Source organism: Sorangium sp. So ce124 (assembly GCF_051525235.1).
Lineage (GTDB): Bacteria > Myxococcota_A > Polyangia > Polyangiales > Polyangiaceae > Sorangium > Sorangium atrum.
The window spans coordinates 13,553,264-13,578,632 of the sequence record NZ_CP150312.1 but is presented as its reverse complement, the minus strand read 5'-3'; the positions used below and the strand labels follow the sequence as shown (position 1 = coordinate 13,578,632).

At 72.7% G+C, this 25,369-nt stretch carries 16 protein-coding genes; 7 read left to right on the top strand and 9 right to left on the bottom strand.

What is annotated here, in order from left to right:
* Positions 1-45: 45 nt before the first annotated feature.
* The 4 genes from WMF19_RS50935 to WMF19_RS50920 form a co-directional block, all read right to left on the bottom strand.
* The gene (locus WMF19_RS50935) at positions 46-1,335 is read right to left on the bottom strand and encodes a DUF1552 domain-containing protein (protein ID WP_437896974.1); all 1,290 of its coding nucleotides are present in this window, start codon (positions 1,333-1,335) and stop codon (positions 46-48) included.
* Positions 1,336-1,435: 100 nt separating this feature from the next.
* Positions 1,436-2,767, bottom strand: coding sequence for a DUF1552 domain-containing protein (locus tag WMF19_RS50930; RefSeq protein ID WP_437896973.1), 1,332 nt, complete (start codon positions 2,765-2,767; stop codon positions 1,436-1,438).
* A 51-nt stretch (positions 2,768-2,818) separates the two neighbouring features.
* Complete coding sequence (locus WMF19_RS50925; protein ID WP_437896972.1) at positions 2,819-4,552, bottom strand: DUF1592 domain-containing protein; 1,734 nt, start codon at positions 4,550-4,552, stop codon at positions 2,819-2,821.
* 674 nt (positions 4,553-5,226) lie between these two features.
* Entirely contained in the window at positions 5,227-5,769 is a 543-nt protein-coding gene (locus WMF19_RS50920; protein ID WP_012241655.1) for an inorganic diphosphatase, read from the bottom strand.
* 283 nt (positions 5,770-6,052) lie between these two features.
* Between WMF19_RS50920 and WMF19_RS50915 the strand changes: the two genes are divergently transcribed.
* Positions 6,053-7,558 carry a hypothetical protein gene (locus WMF19_RS50915; protein ID WP_437896971.1) on the top strand — a complete coding sequence of 502 codons (1,506 nt, stop codon included), beginning with the start codon at positions 6,053-6,055 and terminating at the stop codon, positions 7,556-7,558.
* Positions 7,559-7,651: 93 nt separating this feature from the next.
* Here WMF19_RS50915 and WMF19_RS50910 read toward each other — a convergent pair whose 3' ends face one another.
* From WMF19_RS50910 to WMF19_RS50900, 3 genes are all read right to left on the bottom strand, one after another.
* Complete coding sequence (locus WMF19_RS50910; protein WP_437896970.1) at positions 7,652-8,983, bottom strand: phosphoribosyltransferase family protein; 1,332 nt, start codon at positions 8,981-8,983, stop codon at positions 7,652-7,654.
* A gap of 152 nt (positions 8,984-9,135) precedes the next feature.
* A complete protein-coding gene (locus tag WMF19_RS50905) occupies positions 9,136-10,341 on the bottom strand; it encodes a hypothetical protein (protein ID WP_437896969.1) in 1,206 nt (401 codons plus the stop codon).
* Positions 10,342-10,531: 190 nt separating this feature from the next.
* Positions 10,532-12,523 (bottom strand): DsbA family protein, encoded by a 1,992-nt coding sequence (locus WMF19_RS50900; RefSeq protein WP_437896968.1) that lies wholly within the window; start codon positions 12,521-12,523, stop codon positions 10,532-10,534.
* A gap of 170 nt (positions 12,524-12,693) precedes the next feature.
* Here WMF19_RS50900 and WMF19_RS50895 point away from each other — a divergent pair, with 170 nt between their 5' ends.
* The 4 genes from WMF19_RS50895 (at position 12,694) to WMF19_RS50880 (ending at position 19,210) form a co-directional block, all read left to right on the top strand.
* The gene (locus WMF19_RS50895) at positions 12,694-13,980 is read left to right on the top strand and encodes a GNAT family N-acetyltransferase (RefSeq protein ID WP_437896967.1); all 1,287 of its coding nucleotides are present in this window, start codon (positions 12,694-12,696) and stop codon (positions 13,978-13,980) included.
* Positions 13,981-14,043: 63 nt separating this feature from the next.
* Positions 14,044-16,899 (top strand): DUF4175 family protein, encoded by a 2,856-nt coding sequence (locus WMF19_RS50890; RefSeq protein ID WP_437896966.1) that lies wholly within the window; start codon positions 14,044-14,046, stop codon positions 16,897-16,899.
* Positions 16,896-18,461: a hypothetical protein gene (locus WMF19_RS50885; RefSeq protein WP_437896965.1), complete on the top strand. Its 1,566-nt coding sequence runs from the start codon at positions 16,896-16,898 to the stop codon at positions 18,459-18,461. The genes WMF19_RS50890 and WMF19_RS50885 overlap by 4 nt, the downstream gene beginning before the upstream one ends.
* Before the next feature lie 143 nt (positions 18,462-18,604).
* The gene (locus WMF19_RS50880) at positions 18,605-19,210 is read left to right on the top strand and encodes a hypothetical protein (protein WP_437896964.1); all 606 of its coding nucleotides are present in this window, start codon (positions 18,605-18,607) and stop codon (positions 19,208-19,210) included.
* Positions 19,211-19,313: 103 nt separating this feature from the next.
* Here WMF19_RS50880 and WMF19_RS50875 read toward each other — a convergent pair whose 3' ends face one another.
* Both WMF19_RS50875 and WMF19_RS50870 read right to left on the bottom strand, forming a co-directional pair.
* Positions 19,314-20,819 (bottom strand): sigma-54-dependent Fis family transcriptional regulator, encoded by a 1,506-nt coding sequence (locus WMF19_RS50875; protein WP_437797690.1) that lies wholly within the window; start codon positions 20,817-20,819, stop codon positions 19,314-19,316.
* A 32-nt stretch (positions 20,820-20,851) separates the two neighbouring features.
* Positions 20,852-21,694: an MBL fold metallo-hydrolase gene (locus tag WMF19_RS50870; RefSeq protein WP_437896963.1), complete on the bottom strand. Its 843-nt coding sequence runs from the start codon at positions 21,692-21,694 to the stop codon at positions 20,852-20,854.
* 551 nt (positions 21,695-22,245) lie between these two features.
* Between WMF19_RS50870 and asd the strand changes: the two genes are divergently transcribed.
* Together asd and WMF19_RS50860 are read left to right on the top strand one after the other, a co-directional pair.
* Positions 22,246-22,968: an archaetidylserine decarboxylase gene (asd, locus tag WMF19_RS50865; RefSeq protein WP_437797688.1), complete on the top strand. Its 723-nt coding sequence runs from the start codon at positions 22,246-22,248 to the stop codon at positions 22,966-22,968.
* On the top strand, positions 22,965-25,349 hold the full coding sequence (locus WMF19_RS50860) for a methyltransferase domain-containing protein (RefSeq protein ID WP_437896962.1): 2,385 nt from the start codon (positions 22,965-22,967) through the stop codon (positions 25,347-25,349). Before asd ends, WMF19_RS50860 begins: the two co-directional genes overlap by 4 nt.
* Positions 25,350-25,369 lie beyond the last annotated feature (20 nt).

Sequence of the window (25,369 nt, the reverse complement as noted above, 5' to 3'; positions counted from 1 at the left end):
CGCCGGGAACCGGAGCGCGCGCCGGGGAGCGACGCGCCGGCCGCCTCAGCTGGCCGAGAGGCCCGGGAGCGGCGACTTGGACCGCAGGTTCGGATCGCCGAAGCCCGCGAAGTCCGTGACGCCCATCGCGTCACACAGGCTGAGCAGCACGCGCTCGTGCCGCTCGCCGCTCTTGATGTACCGGCCGCCAGGGGCCGTCTTCAGATAGCCGCCTTCGCCGCTCGCCAGGACGAACTTCATCTCGTTCTGGTTGTGGTTCGGCGAGTCGCCCATGTCGCGGCACCACGCGATCAGCGTGTTGTCGAAGAGCGTCCCGGAGCCGTCGGCCTCCGGGATCGCCTTCAGTTTGTTGATGAGGTCGACGAACCGCTGCGACAGCCACTTCTCGAGCTTGATCAGGTCGAGGTGCGCCGGCGCCCCGGTGTGGATCATGGCGCCGTGCTCGTCGCCCTTCAGCCCGATGTCCTGGAGATCGACGTTCATGGCCTGATCCGAGCCCCACTGGATCGCGCCGACCCGGGTGATGTCGCACGCGAACGCGCCGACGAGGAGATCCATGTGGAGCAGGTTGGCCTGGAGCGGGTTGGCCGGATCGGTGGCGGGCTTCGTCGGCACGCTGCAGCCGCCGGTCTGGCCGGACGAGGCGTTGGACAGCCGCTCCTCGATCTGCCGGATCGACTCGATGTGCAGCTCCAGCTTGTACTTCTGCTCGGAGCCGAGGTTCCCCTCGAGCGCCTTGATCTCGTTCTTGAGGTGATCGAGGACGCTCTTGCGACGGCGCAAGAGGTCGTCAGAGGAGGTGTTCGACGGGATCGCCGAGCCGAACAGGGTGGAATAGGCGGACGTCGGAGAGGCGATGCCCGGCAGGTTGTCCTTGCGATAATACGGCGATCTCCCGCCGTTCACCGTGCTCTCGGCCCCGAGCAGGAGCGAGGGGATCTGCGTCTTCGTGCCGGCGGCGATCAGCTTGTCCGCGATGAACTGGTCGACGGAGATCAGCTTGGCGGGGTCGCTGAAGCCGAGCCCCGTCAGGGCGTCGGGCGCGCCGTGGTTGTTCCCCGGATTCCCGCTGGGGAGGCCGTCCACGAGCACGACGTGCTGCTTCACGTCGGCGAGCGGCGACGTCGACTCGCTGAACGTGGGGGTCTCGCCGGAGACGCTCGTGGGCTTCCAGATCGATGGCGCGGTCCCCATCGTACAGAACAAAAGGAGCCGCTTGGGCTTCCGCCCGGGCGCCGCCTCGGCGATGGAGTCGAGGAAGGGGGTGAACAAGAAGCCGGCGCCGACGCTGGCCCCCAGCCCCTTGAGGAAATCTCTACGACGATGGCTGCGCATGAACGACCCTTTCACGCTACCGATCTCGCGCCAACGGAGCTCGCCGCGACAGGTGCGTGGGGGCGCACCTGTCGCGGCGAGCGGCCTCGCGCCCTCGGTGTCAGGTCGCGGCGATGCCCGGGAGCGGCGACTTGCTGCCCAGAGTCGGATCCCCGAAGCCGGAGAAGTCCGTGACGCCCATCGCGTCGCACAGGCTGAGCAACACGCGCTCGTGCCGCTCGCCGCTCTTGATGAAACGGCCGCCAGGGGCCGTCTTCAGATAGCCGCCGTTGCCGCTCGCCAGGACGAACTTCATCTCGTTCTGGGTGTGGTTCGGCGCGTCGCCCATGTCGCGGCACCAGGCGACCAGCGTGTTGTCGAGGAGCGTCCCGGAGCCGTCGGCCTCGGGCGTCGCCTTCAGCTTCTTGATGACGCCGACGAACTGCTGGTGCAGCCACTTCTCGAGCTTGATCAGGTCGAGGTGCGCGGGGGCGCCGGTGTGGATCATACCGTTATGCTCCTCACCGGCGAGGCCGATCTCGCTCAGGTTCGCGTTCATCATCTGATCCGAGCCCCACTGGATCGCCGCGACGCGGGTGATATCGCACGCGAACGCGCCGACGATGATATCCAGATGAAGCTGGTTGGCCTTCAGGCCATTGGTCATGTCGCCGCTCGGCGATGCCGGGACGGAGCAGGCGCCCGTCCCTCCTCCTCCGCCGCCTCCCGGGGTCATCGTGTTCGAGAGCCGCTGCTCGAGCTGGCGGATCGACTCGAGGTGCAGATCCAGCTTGTACTGCTGCTCCTTCCCCAGGTTTCCCTTGAGCGACGTGAGCTCTTTCGTGAGGTTGTCGAGGACGCTCTTGCGCCGCTTCAGCAGGGCCTCGGCGGCGCTGTTGTCGTTGCCGTTGTTGTTGTTGTTGGACGGCGTGAAGCCCGTGAACACGGTCGAGTAGGCGGACGTGGGGGAGGCGATCGGCGACAGGTTGGTCCCCTTGTAGAAACCCGTCTTGCCACCCTCGACGGCGGCGCCGAGCAGGAGCGAGGGGATGGGCGTCGACAGCCCGCTGCCCTTCAGCTTCTCGACGATGTACTGGTCGACCGAGATCAGCCCGTAGGGGCCGTTGCTGTAATAGCCCATCCCGGTGAGGCCGTCGGCGGACCCGTGATTGTTGCTGGGGCTCCCGCTGGGGAGGCCGTCCAGCATCACGATGTGCTCCTTCACCTCCTCGAGCGGCGAGGTGGACTCGCTGAACGTGGGGGTCTCGCCGGAGACGCTCTTGGGCTTCCAGATCGAGGGGGCCGTCCCCATGGTGAAGAAGATCAGGAGCCGCTTCGGCTTCTTCCCGGGAGCCGCGTTGGCGATGGAATCATAGAAGGGAGAGAACAGAAGGCTGGCCCCGAGGCTGGCCCCGACACCCTTGAGAAACTTCCTACGACTGTGGCTGCGCATGACCGATCCTTTCACTCGCTACCGATCTGTTCTTGGGTTGCAGCCGTGGGGTCACGGACCTTGAACTCTGCGGGTGAAGTGCGGCGCGCGCGTCAGCGCGAGCCACACGCTCTTGAGGCGGAAGTTGTCCGCCGCGGCGTCCTCCTGGACCTCCTCGTACGTGCAGCCGTCCTGCTCCCAGGTGCCGCCGAACGCGTAGTACGACCAGTAACGGACCATGCACGCCTTGACGTCCTCGCTCGCCGCGAGGTAGTCGGCCAGCTCGGTGACGCCGTTGAAATTGAAATCTTCGCCGCTGGGCGGCTCGACGACCGTGCCGGTCACGTCGACGGGGATCCCGCTCTCGTCGTTCCGCCACCGACCGAACGTGTCGTAGTGCTCGAAGCCGACGCCGATCTTGTCGGTGAATTTGTGGCAGCCCGCGCAGTACGTCGCCTTCGTGTGCTGCTCGACCATCTCGCGCGTGGTCGCCGGGGTCTCCAGAGGCTTGACGTTCGGATCCACGCCGGGCGGCGGGGGATCGAGCGGCTGGCAGAGGAGGCGCGTGCGGACCATCTTGCCGCGCTGGGTCGGCGAGGAGAGCTTCGCGCCGCCATGCCCCGTCAGGAAGCTGCCGTGGGCCAGGATGCCCCCGTCGCGCTGCCCTGGGGTGAGCGTCACCTTCGTCAGCTCGGTGCCCCCGGCGCCGCTGATGCCGTAGTGCGCACCCAGGCTGGCGTTGATGAACGTGTGGTCCGCCTGCAGGAGGTCGGCGAACGTGCCGTTCTGGTTGAACGCGGTGTCCACGACGAGCGCCTGCGTCTCGGCCATCATGTCCTTGCGCATGGCGTCCGTGAGATCGAAGAGCGTGTTGTCCTTCACCGCGGTGACGAGGCGGTTCAGCTGGAGCCAGCCGCGCATGAACCGCATCATCTCCTTCTCGGCGAGCGGCCTGGTCGCCGAGTCCTCCAGCAGGCGGAGCGCGTGCTGGGCGATCTGCTCGCTGGTCAGGTTGACGCCCCCGGCGGCGGCGGCGTCGGCCGCCTGCAGCAGCGCCTCGTCCGGCATGGTCCCGGTCAGCAAGTACGAGAGGTTGCTCGCGATCTCGTGCGGGGTGAGCTCGTAGATGCCCGAGCCGTTCGCATCGGTCCCGATCTCGTGGCGGTAGAGGAAGTACGGCGACTGGAGCATGGCGCCCACGACCACCTTGGCGCCGTCCTCGAACGACTTCTCCGCCCCGAACAGCGCGTCATAGGACGCGACGCGCTCGTCCGTGAGCTTGTCGCGGAACGCGCGGCGGCCGAAGTCGCGGATGAACTCGGTCCGGCAGCTCGCATCCATGGTCCTGCACGTCGCCGAGGTGATGCTGGAGAGCTTGTTCGTCACCGCCCAGTCGGCGGTCGTCTCGGCCCAATCCATGATCTGCTGGGCCGTCAGGTCGCGAATCACCAGCGCGTTCGCGTCGGCCGTGAACCCGAGCACCTGCGGATCATTGAAGATGCTCGGGAGGGCGACGCTCTGGTCCTTGAAGAGATCGCGGACAGTGGCCTCGAATTGATCCACCGTCAGGCGACGCACCACGCGCGGGCCCGGGGTGCTCTTGTCCGCGACCTCGCAGTGCGACACATCCGGGATCTCCGTGGGCATGTCCGGCGGGTCGCCGATCGGCGGGCCGCCGGCGTCGCCGCCGCTGCTGCTGCTGCCGCTGCCGCTGCCGTTGCCGCTGCTACTGGTCTCGGAGGGCGTCCCGTCGGGATTGCCGAGGTTGCCCAAGCAACCGAGCGGGCCGGCGAGGAGAAGCGCCACTGCGGAGTAGCGGCGACACGCTTTCGCCGAAACTAAGCTATTAAGCGTGCTCATCATTGCTTGAGAAAAGCTGATGTCTCTCATGTTGTCAAGCCCCGATCAAGCGGTGTCGCCCCGATAATCCATGCGCATACCCGCGCGCTTCAATGGCCTGTCACCGAATCGTCCGCGTCATGTGCGTTGTTTGAGTTGATTGCGTCGCCGCGTTCGAATCGTTTTCAGCGTCGTTTTCAGCGTCTTTGCCCTGCCCGCTCGCCTGCATGCGTCATGGTGGGCCCTTGGTGGCTCTCCTCGGAGCGAAGTCGAGTTCGACGCTCCGCGTCGAGCCGATTCACGGTGTCACCCGCCACGCCAGGGAGCTCGACCTCCCACCGGATCCGAGGTCGAACCGGAGCCGCTGGATCGCCAGGCGCGTTTCGACCTCAGGGCTCTGGGCGAGCCGCTGGGCAAGGCCTTTGTCGTCCATGAGCGTCGAGAAGCGATCCACAAAAAGCGGTTAAGCAACCCTCGTGCCGAGTGTTCTCGCGGGGTTACCTGGCGCCGCTGTGCCCGGTTTCTGGATTTTTTCGAAGATTGCGAGGGGTGGACGCCGAGGGGTCCAGGAAGGGTGATCCACCGCTTCCGCGATCCATCCGTGCGCCGCTGCAACCGGCCGCCCCCCAGGGCCAGCCGCGTCAGCCCTTGGACCAGGCGCTGATCGAGCGATAGCTCGCGACGGACTCCTCGATGACCTCCAGGGCGCGGTTCCTGTCGTACATCGTATCTACCTCTGCGAGCTTGTTCTCGAGCGTCTTGTAGTCGATGAAGAACCGCATGAGCTCCTTGGTCACGTGCGGCGGGAGCTCCTCGTGGGTCAGGTAATGGGCCACGGAGGGGTCGTCGACGGCGACCGCGATGATCTTGTCGTCGACGCCCTTGTCGTCGCGCATGAAGAAGCCCCCGATGGCGCGCGCCCTCACGATCGTGAGCGGCACGACCGGCTCCTGCATGAGGACGAGGACGTCGAGCGGGTCGCCGTCGCCGGCGTGCGTCTGGGGGATGAAGCCGTAATTGGCCGGGTAGTGCACGGACGAGTAGAGCACGCGATCGAGCATCAAGAGCCCGGTCTTCTTGTCGAGCTCATATTTGCACTTCGATCCTTTCGGGATCTCGATCACCACGGGGAAGAAGTCGTGTCGGCTGTCGGGGAGCAAGATGTCGTGAAGCGGATGGGTCATTGAACCGTCCTGGGCTTTCGCCCCCGCCCTGGAGGCGGGCGAGGGGCGCAGAGGATACCAGGAGTTCGATTCGGTGAGATCGGGGTCAAGACACCCCCGCATTCCCGCTCTGGAACGAGAGGAGCCACGCCGCCGGGGCCCTGCAGGCGCGGGCCGGCGGGGCGCGGGGGCGCAAGACCGACGTTGGCGAGCATGGGCAAGCGCGGTCGCTCGTGCGATGAGCTAGCGCGGAGCCGCCGGGGCAGACTCGCCGGCGGGCCTCCGGAACCCTGTTGCGCTCCCCATGAGACCGTTCCCCACACACGCCCCAGCCACGCGACCGGAGCGAGCGCCCGCGCTGCGACGCAAGGCTCCCTGTGCGCTGGCGGTCCTCGCGCTGGCCGCGGCCCTCGGCGGCCCCCCCGCGGCAGCAGCGCGCGCGCCGGACGCGCCTTCGCCCACGCCGCCCTCGCCCGTCGCGAGCGCGCAGGCCGGGGCGCCCCCCGACGACAGCGCCTCCGCGGCCGCCGCCCCGCCGGCCGCGGGCCGACCCGTGGTCTCGCCGGTGCAGCGCCCGGACGAGCGCGACGCCCGCGAGGCCTCGCAGCGCGCTTGCTCCTTCACGCTGCCGGTCTGCGTGCACGCGCCCGCGGACGTCCCCGGCGCCGCCCTCCTCGAGAGCCTCACCCACCTGGAGGCCGCGATGCGGGCCTACGACGCGCTCGGTCTGCCGCGCCCGCTCCCCGACGGCGCGCGGGGCGGCGGCCCATCGTACGATCTCTACCTGGAGCGCGGCCCGCGCCGCGGCCCGATGCGCGTGGGGTACGACCCGCGGGCGCTCGGGGAGCGGTTCGACGCCGCGAGCGCGTTCGCCATCATCGCAGCGCCGGAGCGCGGGGGGTGCGCGAGCGCGTCCGACGCGGCCTACGCGCTCGCGCACGCCATCGCCATGCGCCTCGACGCAGGGGCGGAGCAGGGCGCGATCGCCATGACGGCGAGCTACCTCGCCGTCATCGCGGCGCCCTGCGCGGCCGAGGAGCTCGCCGCGGTCGACGCCTTCCAGCGCGCGCCCGAGCGGGCGCTCACCGGCGCGGCGCTCGGCGCGCTCGATGGCGGCCTGCTCTTTCCGTGGTACCTCGACGACGCGTACGGCACCGGGGCGCCCGCGCAGATCGCGACGTCGCTGCTCACCATCGCGGCGCAGGCCACGCCCGCGGGCGCGGCGCGCTTCGACGCCGAGCCCGACACCTTCGACGCGCTCCGGGCGTCCCTCCGATCCCGCGGCGAGGACCTCGACGACCTGCTCCTCGAGTTCGCCATCGCGCGAGCGTTCCTCGGCAGCCGCAGCGACGGCGCGCACCTCTCCGACGCCGAGCGCTTCGGCGATTTCGGCCGGGTTCGCTTCGAGTGGTCGCTGCCCTACGCCACGCTCCCGCGGCGGGTCGCGCCCCTGCGCCCGATCGAGCCGACCGGCGCGACCTATCTCTGGCTCGATCTCTCGGCCGAGAACGCGGCCGCTCGGCCGGACCTCAAGACGGCGGAGATCACCTTCGTGGCCGACTGGGAGCTGCCCGCGCTGTTCCGCTGGGCGATCGTGAAGGTCGACAAGCAGGGCGCCGAGGCCGGCCGCGTCGACGTGGCCGGCGTCTTCGGAAGCAGCCGCGCGCAGCGCACGGTGGTGGGGCTCGACGGGCTCTCCGGGCTGCTCGTCGTGGGCGTCAACGCGGGGAGCATGATCCGGAGCCTGCCGTTCGATCCCGACGACGCGCCGTTCATGCCGCACGCGTACACCGTCTGGCTCTCCAGGTAGGCGCCACGCCGGCCGGCGCTCCCGCCAGCGCTCCCGCCGGGCGACGGCCGGCGGCGCGCTCGCCGCAGCCTGCGAGGGCGGCCGCCCCGCGCGTCACGCCCTCGCCTCGTCTCCTCTCGCGATCAGGTGCTGCGCGAACCACTCGCCGGCGAGCCGGGCGACCGCCGCGAGCGCGCCCGGCTCCTCGAACAGGTGCGTCGCGGAAGGCACGACGGCGAGGCGGCGCGGGCCCGCGAGGTCCTCGAGGGCAGCCTGGTTCAGCGCCAGCACCTCGGTGTCCGCGCTGCCCACGATGAGCAGCGTCGGCGCGCGCACCATCGCGAGGGCCGGGCCCGCGAGGTCGGGCCTGCCGCCGCGCGACACAACGGCGCCCACGACGCGCGGCCGCGCCGCCGCGGCGATGAGCGCGGCCGCCGCGCCGGTGCTCGCGCCGAAGTAGCCGACCGCGAGGTGACGGAGCTCGGGGCGCGCGAGCGCCCAGTCCGTCACCCCGATCAGCCGCCGCGCGAGCAGATCGACGTCGAAGCGGAGGCGGGCGCTCCGGCGATCTTCCGCCTCCTCCTCGTCGGTGAGCAGGTCGAAGAGCAGCGTGGCCAGCCTCCACCGCCAGAGCGCTTCCGCGACCGAGCGGTTGCGAGGGCTCCTCCGGCTGCTGCCGCTGCCGTGCGCGAAGATCACGAGGCCGCCCGCCCTCTCCGGGATCGCGAGGTCCCCGGGCAGCGCCGCCGCCCCCGCCTCGACGAAGAGGGGCCGCTCCGCCCCTTCTGCCCTCGGGACCTCGCGCTGCGCCTCGGCGAGCAGCGCGGAGACGGCGTCGTCCGACGTCTGCGAGAAGTCCTCGTAGTAGGCGCCGATCGCCTGGAGGCCCGGGTCCTCCTCGATGCAAGCGATGGCGTCGACCTCGCGGCGGAGCGACGACAGGCTCGACGGCGCGGCGACCGGCGCGGCGAGCACGAGCCGCCTCGGCGAGCGCTTGCGCAGATCGCGCAGCGCGGCCCGCACGGTGCCGCCGGTCGCGATGCCGTCGTCCACGACGATCACCGTCCGCCCCTCGACGCGGGGCATCGGCCTGTCGCCCCGGTACCGGCGCACGCCGCGCTCCACCTCGGCGGCCTGCTGCTCCGCGATCTCGGCGAGCTCCGCCTCGGAGATCCCCAGCACCGCGACGAGGCCCCGATCGATGTACACCTCGCCCCCCTCGGCGATCGCGCCCACGCCGAGCTCCGGCTGCCCGGGCGCGCCGAGCTTGCGCACGATCCACACATCGAGCGGCGCGCCCAGCGCGCGCGCCACCTCGTAGCCCACCTCGACGCCGCCGCGCGGCAGGGCGAGCACGAGCGGCGCCTCGCTCCTGTACCCCGAGAGCAGCTGCGCGAGCCGGCGCCCGGCGTCCCTGCGATCCTGGAACAGCTTCGCTCGCCCCATCGCCCCCTCCCCTCACGTCCGCTCCTGCGACCCCTTCAAGACCGGTGCCGCAGGCGCGCACAGCGCGGGCTCGGCCGCGCCGCGGCGAGGGGGTCGACCGCGGCGAGGGGGTCGACCGCGGCGCAGGCTCGACCGGGCCCGTCAGCGCTCCATCAACCGAACAGGCTCCACTCGTCCTCGATGAGCGAGAGCGCGTTGATCAGCTCGAGCGCGAGCTCGCGCTCGAGCCACTCGTCGATGCGCTGGCCCGCGGCGATCGCGCTGAAGCCCGCGCGCGGGATGCGCTTCGCGAGGTGCGAGAGGCACGAGCCGGTCCGATCGAGGCGCGCGACCCAGTCGGTGTCGCGATAGGCATATCTGGCCTGGTGGAACAGCGAGTCGCTGAGCGCCGAGATCCTGTCGCGGACGACGTCGGCGGGCTCGGCGCGGGACGCGATCGCCTCGCGCACCTCGCCGATGGCGCGCAGCACGAGGCCGACCGGCGCGCCTGGATGGAACGAGGTGCGCTTCGGTGAGAACGTCAGCCCGTCGAGCGCGAGGAAGTACCAGGCCTGCGGCGAGGACACGCGATAGAGGTATGCGGCGTTGCAGGCGTCGGCCGCCCTCATCGCGATCTGCCAGGCGCCTTGCTCGTCGACGCCGTCCTGCTCCGCGGGCATCCCGTCGATGCGCCCGATCTCGGCGCCGCTGACGAGCGGGTCGGCCCACGCCATGACCAGGACCGAGGTCGCGCACGACCAGCTGCACAGGAGGCGCGCGCTCGCCTCGGCGGACACGCGCCCGTTCGGCGCGATCCAGACGAAGCGCCCCTCCTTGAGATCGGCGCGGTACTCGTGGAGCGCGGCGCCGTGGGCCTCGAGCTGCTGGAAGAGCTCCTCACCCCGCGCCGCCCAGCGCTGGGCGAGGACCTCCTCGGCGCTCTCGGACGGCGTGTCGTCCCAGTCGAGCTCAGGCGGCCGGGGCGGCGAGAGCTCCGCGTCGTCCGCTCCGCTCGTCGCCTTCGCGTTCCGGGGCCGCCGCTTCGCAGGCGCGGCGCTGGCCTTATCGCCGGCGCGCGCTCTCGGGGGCCGCCCCTTCGGCGCCGCCGGTCGCTCGGCCGCGGCGCGCTTCTCCGGCGCCGCCGGTCGCTTCGCGACGGCGGTCTCCGCGAGCGAGGTCGCGGCCTTCGCCTTCCTGGGCCTGGCTCGCGAGCTCGCGGGCGCCCGCTCCTGCCTGTCGCGCAGCGCGGCCGGCGGGCCCGCCTTCGCGCCCGCGCGCTCGCCCGCCTTGCCCTGACGCCGCGCGCGCGCGGATCCGCTCGATGCCTTGACGGTGCGCCTGGGTTCGGCCGATGTCCCTCGACCGCGCGGTTTGGGCATTGCGACAGGCTATCACGAGCTCGAAGCGCAATATCGATGGAGGCGAGGCGCCCGAGAAGCGAACATGGCGCTCCGAGCGCCAGCTCACTCGGAGCGCAGGGCCGGGAGCCCGGAGCGCGAGCGCGCGCGCGGCAGGCGGCGACGCGCGTGTCGCGCGTGTCGCGCATGTTCAGGTCGTGTTCGGTCGTGTTCAGTTCGCTTCGCCGAGGGCGCGCCGAACTACCTTCTTGAATTTCGCGAGCGGCTGGGCTCCGCTGACCAGGTAACCGTTGATCACGAACCCGGGAGTCCCGGTGATGCCGGCGCTCCGCGCGGCCTGCGCGTCGGCCTCGACGGCGGCGCGATGGGTGTGCTCGTCGAGCGCCTTCGCGAAGCGCGCCGCGTCGAGCCCGAGGCTCGCGGCGTGCTGCTCCAGGGCCGCGCGGTCGAGGTTCGAGGCGTCGTGGGCCTTGAAGAGCAGGTCGTGCATCTTCCAGAAGCCGGCCGGCCCCTTCTGCGCGAGCGCTTCCATGGCCGCTTCGGCGGCCAGCTGCGCCTCCGGGTGGAAGGGGAGCGGCAGGTGGCGGTAGACCACGCGGACCTTGCCCGGGAACGCCTTGATGAGCTCATCCATCGTGGCGGCGGCGCGCGCGCAAAAAGGGCACTGGAAGTCGGAGAACTCCTGGATGATCACCTTGCCCGCGGCCGCGCCCTTGCTGGGGTGGCCCTTGGGCACCGGCGGCAGGGACACCTTCGGCGGCGGCGCCGGCGGGACCGCCTGCTTCTGGATGGCCTCGTAGACCTTCGCGCGCGGCGTCCCCGCCACGACCATCGCCTCCGCCTTGGCGATCTCCTCGTCGATGATCGCCTGGAACTTCTCGATCGGCTGCGCGCCGACGAGGCTGCGGCCGTTGATGAAGAAGTACGGGGTCCCCTGGGCGCCGAGATCGTCGGCGAGCTCCACGTCGGCCTCGATCTTGGCGGCGTGCTTGTGCGAGGCGACGGCGCGCTTCACCGCGGTGACGTTCAGCCGGAGGTCCGCGGCGACGGCCTCGAGGGCGGCGTCGTCGAGGGCGGCCTCGCCGGCGAGCAGGCGGTCGTTGGCCTGCCAGAAGGCGTCGTTTCCCTTCTGGGCGCGGGCCTCGCGCGCGAGCTCTGCAGCGGGCTCGGCCCGGGGGTGGAACGGGAGCGGGTTGTCCTTCCAGACGACGCGCAGCTTGTCGCCGTACTGCGCCCTGAGCTTCTCGACCGTCGGCGTGACCCGCCTGCAGAACGGACACTGATAGTCGCTGAACATCACCATCGTGACGAACGCCGTATCCGCGCCGCGCACGGGCGAGTCCCCGATGGGCACGAGGTGCACAACGCCGCCGTCGCCTTCCTCTTCGGCGTCATCGGGCTCCTCCGCAGGAGGGGCGAAGTTCTTCTTCGCGAGCGCCGCGTAGATCCGCTCCGGCGGCGTCCCCTCGGCGCGGAGCGCCTGCGCCGCGGCGAGCTGCGCGTCGATGATCTCGGCGAACCGCTCCGCCGGCTGCGCGCCGACGAGGAGGACGCCGTTGATGAACGACGCCGGCGTGCCGTTCACGCCGAGCCGCCCGGCGAGCGCCATGTCGGCGTCGACCTTCTGCGCCGCCCCGCTCTGCTGGACGAGCTGCTGGATCTGGCCGGGGGTCACCCCGGCCCGCCGGAGCGCGGTGGCCTCGAGCTCCGCCGAGAGCCGCTCGTCGGCCGTGAAGATGGCGTCATGGAACGCCCAGAAGGCCTTGGGACCAGCGTGCGCGAACACCGCCATCGCGGCCTCGGCCGTCGGCCGGGCCTGCTTGTGGAAGGCGAGCGGGAAGTTCTTCCACACGATCCGCAGCCGCTCCGAGCCGTACCGCTGCTCGATCTGCCCGAGCGTGCGGCCCAGATGCTTGCAGAAGGGGCACTCGAAATCGGAGAACACGACGATCGTCACGGGCGCGAGCCGGCTGCCGCGCGCCGGATCCGCGCGGGTCACAGGCACCGGACCGGGGTCGCCGTCCGCGACCATCACCTCATCGAGCGCGGCTCCCGGATCGGCGGCTGGGCCCGGCTGCCGCGCAGGGGCGCCGCTGGTCTTCGCCTGCGAGGCGTCCGGAGGGGGCGGCGGCAGCGCGGAGCTGCAAGCCAGGACGAACAGCAACGAGAGCCAGGCGACGGCGGCGATGGCGCGGCGGGACATCGCGCGAGTGTACTCCGGTTCCGTGATGACGCCTTCGCCGCGCGGGCGTCGCTGTGCCCAGCGCGGAACGCCTCGCCGCGTCGCCAGGCGCGATTGACGCCCTCGCCGCCTTCGGCCATGACGGGCGCGGCGCGCCGCCCTGCCGCGCCAGGAGAGCGCACCGGAAAGCCATGGAGAAGGTCTACAGCGCCGCCCGCATCCAGCCGGAAGAGCACAGGGACGTCCTCGCGCAGCTCTGGAAAGAGAACCTCGCCCACGGCGAGGTATCGCAGGAGCTCGTGGAGCGGCGGATGCGCTGGTTCCAGGAGCAGAACCCGGCCGGCCCCCCGCGGACCTGGATGGGCTTTCACGGACCGGAGCGGGAGATCATCGGGAGCGGCTCGTTCTACCCGCGCGATCTGTACGTCGACGGGCGCAAGCTCAAGGCCGGCGTCCTCGGCGATTTCGGCGTTACCAAGGCGCACCGCATCGCGGGGGCCGCCATGAGCATCCAGCGAGAGCTCGCGAGGGGCTGCCGCGACGCCGGGGTCGATTTCGTGTTCGGCTTCCCCAACAAGGCCTCATTCCCGATCTTCCAGCGCGCCGGCTACAAGAAGATCGCCGATTCCATCATCTGGGTCCGGCCCCTCATGGCGGCGTACAAGCTGAACGAGCTCGCGGCCTCGTCGGCCGGCGAGCAGCGGAGCACCGTGAGCACGGTGGTGCAGCGGGTCGCCGAGCGGGCCGCGTCGGCGGTCCCCCACCCTCGCTGGCGCGCGCTCTGGGAGGCGGCGGAGCCGGGCGCCGCGCCCGCCCCGCTCGCGCAGGCGCTGTCGACCGCGGCGGAGCGCGTCGTCCAGCGGGCGACGGTGAAGCCGGACAACCTCCTGGTCCGGGCCGCGGGGAGCGCCATCGACGCCTCGATGGCGCTCCGGGACACCGCCGCGCTGCTCGCGAAGGGGAGCCGCGTGCGCACCGAGCTCGTGGACGCCGCCGATCACCGCTTCGACGCGCTGTGGTCGCGGGCAAAGCCCTGGCCGATCGTCGGCGAGCGGAGCGCCCAGTTCCTGAACTGGCGCTATGCGCAGCTCGGCAACACCCGATACCGCTTCTTCTGCATGCTCGACAGGCACGACGGGCGGCTGCTCGGCTACGCCGTCTACGCGGTGCGGAACAACAAGGTCGAGATCAGCGACCTGTTCTGCGAGGACAACGGCCCCACGTTCGACGCCCTGCTGCTCGAGTTCTGCCAGGCGATGCGGCGAGAGGGGCACGTTTCCGTGGGCATGCTCCTCGTGACGCCCCCGTCGTTCAGCGCCCGCCTGCGGGCGCTCGGGTTCTTCTCCCGGCCCCACCCGCCGAACGTCGGCTCGCGGTGGCTCATCGTACACCTCGATCCCGCCTTCCCCGACGAGCTGCGGCGCGTGCTGCTCGACGCGGAGAGCTGGTTCATGACCGACGGCGAGCTCGACGTCTGACCCACCGGGTGATCAACCCGATCCGCTGGACCACTTCCCGCCGCCGGTTACCCTTGCCTCTCCATGGATAACGAGGCGCCGGCCCTGTCCATCGCGCGGCTGCGCTCCGTCTGGGATGCGGAGGTAGGCCCCTCCGCGCGGCGCGCGCTCACCGCGGCGGCCTGCGCAGGGCTGTTCGGCGCGGCGCACGTGGCGCGCGTGGGGTCCCCGCTCGCCCGCGGGCTCGCCGGCGCCGGGCTCGCGCTGCTGCTCGCGGCGATCGTCGCGCGGGCCGTCCTCGTGCGGCGGCGGCGCGGCGACGCCCGGCGCACGGTGCGCGAGATCATCGGCCGCACGGACGAGGCGCTCGGCGCCGCCACCCTGCGGGCGCTCACGCTCGCGGATCGCGCCGCGGCCGACGATCGCGTCGGCTCGCCGGAGCTCGCCGGCCTGCACCTCCGGCGCCTGCTCGGCCGCGCCTCGCAGGCGCGCATCATCGCGCGCGCGCGGCAGGCGGCGACGCGGTGGGCGGGCGCAGGCCTCGCCCTCGGCGCGGCGGCGCTCGCGGCGGCGGCCATCGAGCCGTCGCGCGTCGTCGAGGGGCTGGACGTCCTCGCCGCCCGCGGCGGCGAGGCTCCCCTCGATCTGCCGTGGATCGAGGAGGTCGAGATGACGGCGGCGCCCCCCGAGTACCTGCACCAGGGCGCGGAGGAGCTCCTGCCGTTCGCGCCGACGATGCAGCCGCGAGGGACCGTGATCACGGTGCGCGGCCGCCCCGTCCGCGCAGGGCGCGCGCTCGTGCTGACGGACGGCGGCGCCGAGGTGCCGTTCGTCGACGACGGCAAGGGCGCCGTGGTCGCCCGCTGGACGCTCGGCGGGTCGACGACCCTCCAGGCGGCCGCGCGCTTCGGGCGGGTGCGCGTCCGGCAGGCCGACACGCAGCGCGTCGTGTCGATCCCGGACGACGCGCCGCGCGTCACGCTCGAGGGCGCGCCGCGCACGGTGAAGCTCCTCGACGAGCCCAGCATCCCGCTCCGCTACGAGATCACCGACGATCACGGCCTGCGCGAGGTCGATCTCGTCCTGCGCGCCGGAGCGAAGGAGGAGCGGCGGGTGCTCTCGCGGCCGGCGGCGGACGCGAAGGTCGATCGCGGAGGCTACGAGCTCCGGGCGCGCGATCCCTTCTTCCGCAGGACGTACGTGCCCGTCGAGGTGCGGATCGAGGCGCGGGACAACGATCCGATCGAGGGCCCGAAGTGGGGCAGGAGCGAGGCGATCCTGGTCGTCCCGCCGCAGGTGGGCGAGCCCGAGGCGCGGCGCTACGCCGCGCTCGTGAAGGCGCGCGACGCCCTCACGGATCTGCTCGCCGACCGCATCGGCCAGAGGACGCCGGAGGCGGGCAGCGCGGCGGCGCACGCGGCGCACGAGGCCGAGGTGCAGGCGACCGCCAGGGCGGCGGTCGATGCGGCGCTCTCCGCGGATCACGGCGGGCTGCGGGTGCGGGGGCGCATCGCGTCGCTCGCCCGAGGTCAGCTGGCCCGGCTCGACGCGGCGCTCGCCGCCGAGCGGAAGTCGACGACCCGCGCGGCGCACCAGGGGCTGCTCGACGAGACCGAGGGCGCGCTGCTCGCGTTCGACGCCGGCCTGCGCGGCCTGGGCCACCGCGACGCCCGGGCCGTCGCCCAGCGGCTCGCCGATGTCGCGGACGAGGCGGCGGCGGCGGCCGAGCTGCTGGGCAACGGCGACCGCGAGGGCGGCGAGGTCCGCCTGGAGGCGGCCGTCACGGTGCTGGGCGGCGGGGGGGTCGAGCTCGGCAAGCTCGGCGAGCTCGGCCTCGACCTCGGCGAGATCGTCGCGAACGATCTTCGCAGGATCGCGCGCGCCCGCGGCGTCGGCGACTGGCTGCACACCGAGCTTTCGGCGCGCGACCTCGCGGCGCGGCTCAGGCGGCCGGAGCCTTCGTTCGGCGGCGGCGGCCGCGGCGGGGTGGAGTCGGGCGCGCCGCGCGGGCCCGACCCCGGGGACGCGTCGAACGCCGACGAGAGCGTCGCCCAAAGCGAGCGGGATCTCGAGGAGCTCGCGCGCGATCACGCCGCCGAGACGAACGCGGTCGCCGAGGAGCTGTCGCGCGCGTCGCGGCCCGAGGACATCGCGGCGCTCCGGGAAGAGGCGAAGAAGCACGCGGAGGCGATCCGCGAGGCCGTGCGGGACCTGCCGCAGCCGGGCGCGGCGCCGGGCTCGGCCGAGTCCGCCGCGGCGGCTGGCAGGGAGCAGGCCGAGGCGATGGCCGGAGCGCTGGAGCAGGGCCGGCCCGAGGAAGCGGTGACGAGCGGCCGGGGCGCGATGCGCTCGCTGGGCGACGCGAAGCGGCTCGGCGCGCAAGCCGGCGGCTTCTTCCCCGAGGAGCGCGCCGCTCGCGAGGCCGCCGAGGCGCAGCAGGCGCTCGCCGAGGAGCTGGCCTGGGCCGAGGAGGCGCTGCGCAAGCTGCGGCAGGCGGCGGCAGAGCGGGCGCGGGACGGCCTCGGGAAGTCGAGCCAGCGCGAGGGCTCGCTCGCCGACCGCGCGCGCGATCTCCGCAAGCGGGGCGAGCGCGGCGACGGCCGCATGCCGGAGGAGACGCTCGATCGCCTCGACGAGGCCGAGCAGGCGATGCGCGACGCCCAGCGCGCCCTCGCCGAGGGGGACGGCGAGAGCGGCAACGAGCGCCAGCGCGACGCGCAGCGGCTGCTCGAGATGTCGAGCAGCGAGGACCAGGGTCAGGAGGGCGACGCCGAGTCGGAAGGGGAGCGGAACATGGCGAGGAAGGCCGACATCCCGGACAAGGACAAGCACAAGGGCCCCGAGGAGTTCCGCCGTCGCGTGCTCGAGGGGCTCGGGGGGACCTCCGAGCCGCGGCTGCGGGAGGCGGTCAAGCGTTACGCGGAGGGGCTCCTGAAATGACGCGCACCGGCGGCGGGGCAGCCCCGGCTCGGCGCGGGGCGACGGCGATCGCGAGGCGCGGCCTCCGGGCGGCGATCCTCGCCGGGCTCGCGACGGCGTCGGCGACCGCGTCCGGCCGCCTCACGGTCGGCGATCTCGATCGCGCGGCCCGGGCGCGGGCCGCGATCCTGGAGATCGACGTCCCCGCGGCGCGAGACGCCCTGAAGGACGCGGATCCGGCGGACCTCGCGCTCGCGCTCGAGCGCGGCCGCCTCGCCATCTACGAGGGCGACTGCGACGCCGCCTCGGCGATCCTCGCGCGCCCCGATCTCGCGGCGACGGCCGAGGGCGCGGCGCTCGGGGACATCGCGCGCGGCTGCGCCCGGGCCACCGCGGCGACGGTCGTCGTGAACGACGAGGAGCGCGGCGTCTGGGTGCGGCTCCAGGACGACGACGATCGCGCGCTCGTGCCGTTCCTCGTCGACGTCGCGGCGAGGACGCGCGACGTGCTCGCGAAGGACCTCGGCGTCGAGCTCCTCCGGCCGCTGCGGATCGATCTCGTCCGCGATCAGTTCACGCTCTCCGCGATGACGGGGCTGCCCGAGGACGCGGCGCGGACGACGGGCACGGTCGCCATCGCCAAGTGGGGGCGGGTGACGATGCTCTCGCCGCGCGCCACGCCGAACGGCTATCCCTGGCTGGATACGCTCGCGCACGAGATAACGCACCTCGCCCTGTCGCGCGGGACGCGCGACAACGCCCCGCTGTGGCTGCAGGAGGGCGTGGCCAAGCGCGAGGAGGTCCGCTGGCGCGAGCCCGACCCGCTGGACGACGTGCCGTCCGCCGACGCGATCGCCTTCCTGGGCATCCAGAAGGGCCTCGGGCGGCCGCTCGACAAGATCGGCCCCTCGATCGCGATGCTCCCGAGCGCGGAGGAGGCGGCGGTCGTGTTCGCCGAGGTCGCGAGCTTCATCCGCTACTGGACGAGGGAGGCGGGCGACACGGCGCTGCCGCAGCTCTTGCGCCGGCTCAAGGACGCGAGCAGCGACGCGGACCTCGAGCGGGCGATCGCCGAGATCTCCGGCGCGGATCTCGCGGCGTGGGACAAGCGCTGGCGCGCCTACCTCGCCAGCGTGCCGGCCGACGTGCCGCCCGACCTCGCGCCCGGCGCGGACATGCCGCACCGGCAGGAGGTGAGCAAGCGGGTGCGGCTCGGCCAGCTGCTCCACGACCGCGGCCACCACGCCGCCGCCGCGGTCCAGCACGCGCGCGCGCAGGCGCTCGCGCCGCACGAGCCGGCGGTGCGCTGCTTCCTCGCCGCCGCCCTGCTGGCGTCGGGCGAGCGCGCGAGCGCCTCGCCGCTCGTCGAGCGGGTGGAGGACGTGAACAGCCGCTACGGCCGGTGGTGGTCGCTGCACGGGCTGCTCCACGGGGGCCCCGACGGGGACCGCTCCTTCTCGGCGGGCACGGCGCTCGACCCGCTGAACCCCGACGTGGCCTGCGAGGAGAAGCTGCCGCCCGATCTGCCCGGCGATCCCCTCCGTTCGGCCCTCTGCGAGGCCGCGCGCCGCAGGGCGCGCTAGCCCCTCGCATCCGAGATCCAAAAAAAGACGGCGAGACGAGGAAATAGCGCCGCTCAACGCAATGGCGCGCGAGCGGCGGTTTGTGCGTGAGCGCGCCCGCTCCGGATTCCGTCGCGCCGGAGCGCGCTCCTACGGTGCGCGGGATGCCGAACCCTGGTCGCATCCCCTTGATGATCGCGCTGGGCCTCGCCCTGCCGGCCCCGGCCTACGCCCACGGCGCGCAGCGCGCGCCGCAGTCGCGTGTCCACGGCGAGCTCAGCGCGTCCTCCGTGCTGGCGTTTGGCCTGACCCCCACGGCAGGCGTCGGCCTCTCGCCCGCCGTCGCTCTCCGCTGGTCCGACCTGTCCGTGTCGCTCGAGGCGCGGGCGATCGTCGCGCTGGGCAGCGCTCCGAGCGATCTGCCGAGCGCCGGGCCGCGGCGCATCAGCGCCGGGCTGGGGGTCATGTCGCTCTGCAGGCACCGGGACGGCGTCTTCCTGTGCAACGTCTTCCAGCTCGGCGCTGTCCGCGCGCCCACCGCAGAGAGCATCACCCAGGCGGAAGACGGCGTCCTCTGGCTGCTCACCTCCGGCGCGCGCGGCGGCGCCGAGTGGCGCGTCGCGCGGTACCTCCAGCTGCGCAGCTTCCTCGAGCTGCACATCGTCATGGCGCGCCCTCAGCTCTCGGCCGGCCCGGCCGCGAGGTGGAAGACCTCGGCCGTCGCGGCGATCGCCGGGATCGGCCTGACGTTCCCGGTGGACCCGGGGTGACCCGGGGTGAAGCGCGTCGCGCCTGCGCCCTGCGGCGCGCGAATCTGCGGGCCTCGCGCGGCTCAGGCGCCGGGCCGGAGGAGGTCGCGTGCCCCGCGCGGCCTCAGTGCTTCGCGCGGAGCGCGCGCGCCAGGGTGTTCCTGCCGACGCCGAGCCGCTTCGCCGCTTCCGTCTTGTTCCCCTCGCACGCCCGGACCATCGCCTCGACGTAGCGCCGCGTCACCTCGTCGAGGGTGAGCCCGAGCGGCAGCGCGACCCGCGCGTCGCCCTCGGGCGCGGCGGCGGCGTGCGGCGGGGCGCCTTCGCCCCGCCGCGTCGGGAGGTGCCCCGCGGAGATGCGGCCGTCCGGCGCGAGGGCGATGGCGCTCTCGACCCAGTGCTCGAGCTCGCGCACGTTGCCTGGCCACGTATGAGCGCGGATGTGGCGGAGCGCGTCCGGATCGAAGCGCGGCGACGGCCTTCCGTACCTCGTCGCGTAGACGTCCGCGAAGTGCCGGGCCAGCGTCTCGATGTCCTCGGGGCCGCGCTCGCGCAGGGCCGGCAGATCGATCTCGACGACGCGCGCGCGGTAGTAGAGGTCCTTCCGGAAGCGCCCCTCGGCGACCGCGCGCTCGAGGTCGCAGTGCGTGGCGCACACGACGCGCACGTCGGCGCGGAGCGACTGGCGACCGCCGACGCGCTCGAAGGAGCGGTCCTGCAGGAAGCGGAGGAGCTTGCCCTGGATGTCGAGCGGCAGGTCCCCGAGCTCGTCGAGGAACAGCGTGCCGCCCTCGGCGAGCTCCACCTTGCCCGGCACGCGCCGGTCCGCGCCGGTGAACGCCCCCCGCTCGTGGCCGAAGAGCTCGCTCTCGACGAGCTGCGCCGGCAGCGTCGTGCAGTCGACGGTGACGAACGGCTTCGTCTGGCGCCTCGAGTTGACGTGGATCGCCCGGGCGAACAGGCTCTTGCCCGTGCCCGTCTCCCCGCGGAGGAGCACGGTCGCGTCGGTCTGGGCCGCGAGCTGGACCTTCTCGTACACGGCGGCCAGCCGCTCGCTCCGGCCGACGATCCGGTTGAACGGCCCCTGCAGCACGACCCCCGGGCCGCCGCCCTCGGCAGCGCGGAGCGTCGTCAGCGAGAGGGCGCGGGCGAGCTGCGTCGCGAGCGCGACGAGGTAGCGCTGATCCTCGTCGTCGAAGGGCGCGCCTGCGCGGTTCAGCAGCTGGACGACGCCGCGGACCGGCGCGGCGCCGTCCTCGCGGATGGGCGCGACGAGCATCGAGCGCGTCGTGTAGCCCGTCGCCCGGTCCGCCGACGGATCGAAGCGCGGGTCGCGCGAGGCGTCGTCGACGCGCACGACCTGTCCGGTCGTGGCCACGTGCCCGGCGATGCCGCGCTCGAGCGGCTGCCTGAGCGAGGGGAGCTCGGGCAGCAGGGCGACGCGCGTCACGAGGTCGCCGCGCTCGGCGTCGACGAGCCAGATCGTCGCCCGGTCGGCGCGGAGCGCCTTCGCGAGCCGCTCGCACGCCGTGCCGAGGAGGGCGTCGAAGTCGACCTCCCGGGCGAGGAGGGAGGCGAGATCGACGAGCAGCGAGAGGCGCGACATGGATAGCGGAGCAGTGTCCAGCATAGAGGGCGCCGCGCTTGTCGTCATCCGCGTCATCACGCGGCCCGCGCGAGGGCCTCGACGTGGATGCAGAGCCCCTCGCGCGCGGCGACCGAGGCAGGGAAGAGCTCGCGGGAGAGGCGCTCGATCTCCGCGACGCCGGCGTCCGTCCGCTGCGGGTCGTGGTGGAACAGGATGAGCTTCCGCGCGCCGCACGCCCGCGCGATCTCCGCGCCCGCGACGTACGTCGAGTGCCCCCACCCGACCTTCGAGCGCCCGCCGTCGCCGCGGTACTCCTCCGGGGTGTACTGCGCGTCATAGATGAGCACGTCGGCGCCGTCCGCGAGCGTGCGCAGCGCCGGATCGACGCAGGCGTAGTGCTCGGTGTCGGTCGCGTAGACGACGCTGCGGCCCTCGTGCTCGACGCGGTAGGCGAGGACGCCGCCTGGGTGGTTGAGCTTGGCGATCCGCACGTGGACCTCGCCCACGTCGAACGCCTCGCCCGGCCGCGCCTCCCGCACGGCGATCTGCGCTCCGAGCTCGTCCATGCGGACGGGGAAGCTCGGCGCGGCCATCTGCGTCGAGAGCACCTCTCGGAGGCTCCCGATCCCGTGCGCGCTGCCCACGATCGACAGCCGCGAGCTCGGCAGGTACGCCGGCACGAAGAACGGCAGGCCCTGGATGTGGTCCCAGTGCAGGTGCGACAGCAGCACCGTTGCCTCGACCGGTCCCTCCCGGAGCAGGGCATCTCCGAGCTTGCGTACGCCCGTCCCTGCATCGAGGATGATCCGCGACGAGCCGCAGCGAACCTCCACGCAGCTTGTGTTTCCGCCCACCGCAGCCGTCTCCGGCCCAGGCGAAGCGATGCTCCCGCGAACTCCCCAGAACTTGATCTCCATCGTTGTTGCGAGCCTCCACGGCCCTCTTCAGCGAGCGGCGTGCCAGGACGTAGGCCCTTGAAACCGCTCCGCTTTTCTGCTGCGCCCGCGGAGGTCGATCGAAGTTGCAGCGCGAGGTCCGGATCGCCGCTTCAGAATGGAGCGCGCCGACGGGCGGCCGGCGGGCTCTCGCGCCCCCACCATTTGCGCGGAGCGGCGCTTCGCGATTGACGCGCTCGCAGCGACGTGGAGAAACGTGGGGCGCGGGGGACGGGCCTGGCGTCGCGCCTCGGATCGCGCTGTGCGTCGCGTCAAGGCTGAGCTCCCTCGCTGGCTGGGGATCGCGCCGACGCTGGAAGGTTCGTCTGACCCGAGCGTTGACCAAGGTCCTTCCTGAGGCCTAGCATTCCTGCACCGCTCTCTTTCCCGCATCGTTACCGCTGCTCCGCACAATGACCGTTGCCACCTACGCCGCCGCACAGCTGTTGCGGGTGCTTCCGCGAGAGCGCATTACCCGGGCCGTTGGCCGCCTCTGCGACGCCAGGGCACCCGCCGCCGTCTTGAACACGGTGGTGAGGCTCTACGCGCGCGCGTACCGCGTCGACATGGACGCGGCCGAGGTGCTGACGAGCCCTTACGAGAGCTTCGACGCGTTCTTCACGCGCAAGCTCCGCGAGGGGATGCGCCCTGTCTGCTCCGATCCCGGAGCCATCACCAGCCCTGCCGACGGACGGGTCGAAGCGCTCGGCCCCGTGACCGACGGCGGGCGGCTGACCATCAAGGGGCAGCCCTACCGCGTGGAAGACCTCGTGGGCGACCCCGCGGAAGCCACGCGTTATGACGGCGGGCAGTTCGCGATCGTCTACCTGTCGCCCCGCGACTACCACCGGGTCCATTCGCCCGTCGCCGGGCAGGTGAGCCTCATCCGCTCGATGCCGGGGGAGCTGTTCCCGGTGAACGCGATCGGCGAGCGCCACGTCCCTGGCCTCTTCGCGCGCAACCGGCGCGTCGCGATCGTGATCGACACGGAGCGGCAGGGCCGCGTTACGGTGGTGATGGTGGGCGCGATGATCGTCGGACGGATCACGGTGAGCGCCGTCGACGCGCGCGACGTGCCGCTCGGCCTGCACACGATCTCGCCGGCCCTTCCGGTCGCGGCCGGCGAGGAGATCGGCAAGTTCCACCTCGGATCCACCGCGGTCATGTTCGTGGAGCGCGGGGTAGCGCCCCCCTGGAGCAGGGCTCCTGGGCCGATCCTCTACGGCGAGCCGCTGGGCGGAGGGGACCAGCGATGACGAGCGAGCGGCCGCGCAACCCCCTGGCTACGCCCGCCCAGGAAGGCGGCGCCTCCGGAGAGCCCGGCGCGCCGCTGCCGGGCGAGGCAGGGAACGCGGCCGCACCGCCGCCGCAGGGAGAGCAGGGCTCGCTCCCCGCGCGATCGTCCGCTCCGCGGCCCGAGCGCGCCCCCAGCGTGCGCCCGCAGCTCGCGACGACGACCCCGCTGCCGCTGCCGCGCCTCGACGTCATCGCGGGCATCGCGGACGGGAGCTCCGGCGGGCAGATCGCGGAGATCCCGGATCTCGATCTCGACCCGCGGATCGCCGGCCCCCCCACGGAGCGCTCGCGGCACGGCGCTCCCCTACCGACGAACCCCAGCTCCAGGCGGTCCTGGCAATCGCTGGCTGCGGAGGTGGAGCGGGCCGCGGAAGTGGAGCGCGGCGAGGGCGCGAAGACCGGGCGGCGGCGCTCGCGGCGGCTCGTGAACGTGTCCGGAGACGCAGCGCAGCAGGCCGACGATCAGGTCGCCACGCAGGACCGCGCCACCGTGCCGGAGGATTCCGCGACGCCGCGCTCGCGCGCGCTCGACGACGCGGACGACGACGGGTGGCCGAGCGCCTCCGAGAGGCGGCCCAGCTACCCGACGCTCGAGACGCCCAGGCATCCCAGCGAGCCCGCGCTCGATGGCCCCAGGCCCGCCAGCAAGCCGGCGGCTGCGACGGCGACGGCGACGAACCTGGCGGAGCTGGTCGCCCCCCGTGCCGTCCCGCGCCCGTCACCGAAATCCTCGAGCCTGCCGCCGATGCCGGCGCCGAGTGGGCTCATCATCGATCCCGATTCGGTGGCGGTGATCCGGCCGCTGCAGATCGTCAGCATCGAGTCGGACCTGCCGCCGGTGCCGCCGATCACCTCGGTCGCCGAGCCCGCCAGACCGCCGCTCTTGACCGATCCGGCGGAGCACGAGTGGCCGCCGCTCCAGTTCAGGATCCAGCCGGACGAGGCCCCGACCGGGATGGGCCTCGAGTCGTTCCAGGAAGGCCTCTCCGAGGGCCCGCCGACGGCGCGCGACGCCGCCTTCGACGCCGTCCAGCCGGAGCCTCGAAGGCGGCCCAGGAGGCAGGCCTCGGCGCCGGAGATCGACGCGCGCCCCTTGGACTGGCCGCTGGGAGCGGGCGCGGACGAGGTCGCGGAGGTCGAGCCCGAGTCCGAGCCCGTCAACGAGGCGAAGGCCCTGCTATCGGACGCTCCTCCCGGAGGAGGCGAACGCCAGCAGGGGCAGGGCGATCCGACGCGCATCACCGTGCCGCCGAAGAGCACCGAGGTCGAGCTGGAGGAGGTCGAGCCCGAGCGCGAGGCCGAGCTGGCCGACGCGAGCTCGGCCGCGCAGACCGACCCGCACGCCGCGCAACCCAAGAAGCCGCCGCCGCCTCCCTTGCCGCCGCGGCGCCCGCGCGCGCAGGCGCTGGCGTCGCCGGATCTCGCGACGTTCACGAGCTCGGTGCCGCCGCCGCCCGTATCGGCGCCGCCCGTGTCGGCGCCCCCGTCTCCCAGCGAGCCGTCCGCGGCCGCGCGGCCTGCCGCTCCCGCGGCGGCGCCCGCGGCGAAGCAGGTCGAGCACGACTCCGGCCCCTCGACCGAGCCCGCCGCGCGCCGGAAGCGCCCGTGGTGGGAAGAGCTCTTCGGCGACGACTTCCTGCGCACGCTCGACAAGATCGACAGCAAGGTGGTTCGCCGCGAGGTCGATTTCATCGAGGAGCGGCTCGGCGTCGAGAAGGGCGCGGTGATCCTCGATCTCGCGTGCGGCGCAGGCGGCCACGCGATCGAGATCGCCAGCCGCGGCTACAGCGTGGTCGGCTACGACCTGTCGCTCGCCATGCTCGCCCGCGCCGCCGACGAAGCGCAGGACCGCGGCCAGAAGCTGAACTTCCTCCAGGGCGACATGCGGGAGATGACGTTCGAGGAGACCTTCGACGGCGTCTACTGCTGGTCGACGAGCTTCGGCTACTTCGACGACGAGAAGAACGCGGATGTCCTCGCCCGCATCCGCCGCGCCCTCCGCCCCGGCGGAATGCTCCTGCTCGACATCGTCAACCGCGACTATGTGGCGTCCCGCCAGCCGAGCCTCGTCTGGTTCGAGGGGGACGGCTGCGTCTGCATGGATGAGATGCACGTGGATTTCTTCACGAGCAGGCTCAAGGTGAAGCGCACCGTCATGTTCGAGGACGGCCGCTCGCGCGAGCTCGACTACTCGCTCCGCATCTACGGGCTGCACGAGCTCGGCAAGGTGCTCCATGAAGCGGGCTTCAAGGTCACCGAGGTGACCGGGCACCCTGCGCACCCCGGCGTCTTCTTCGGCTCCGAGTCGCCGCGGCTCATCGTGCTTGCCGAGCGGAGCTGAGGCGCTAGGGCTCCCCGCGA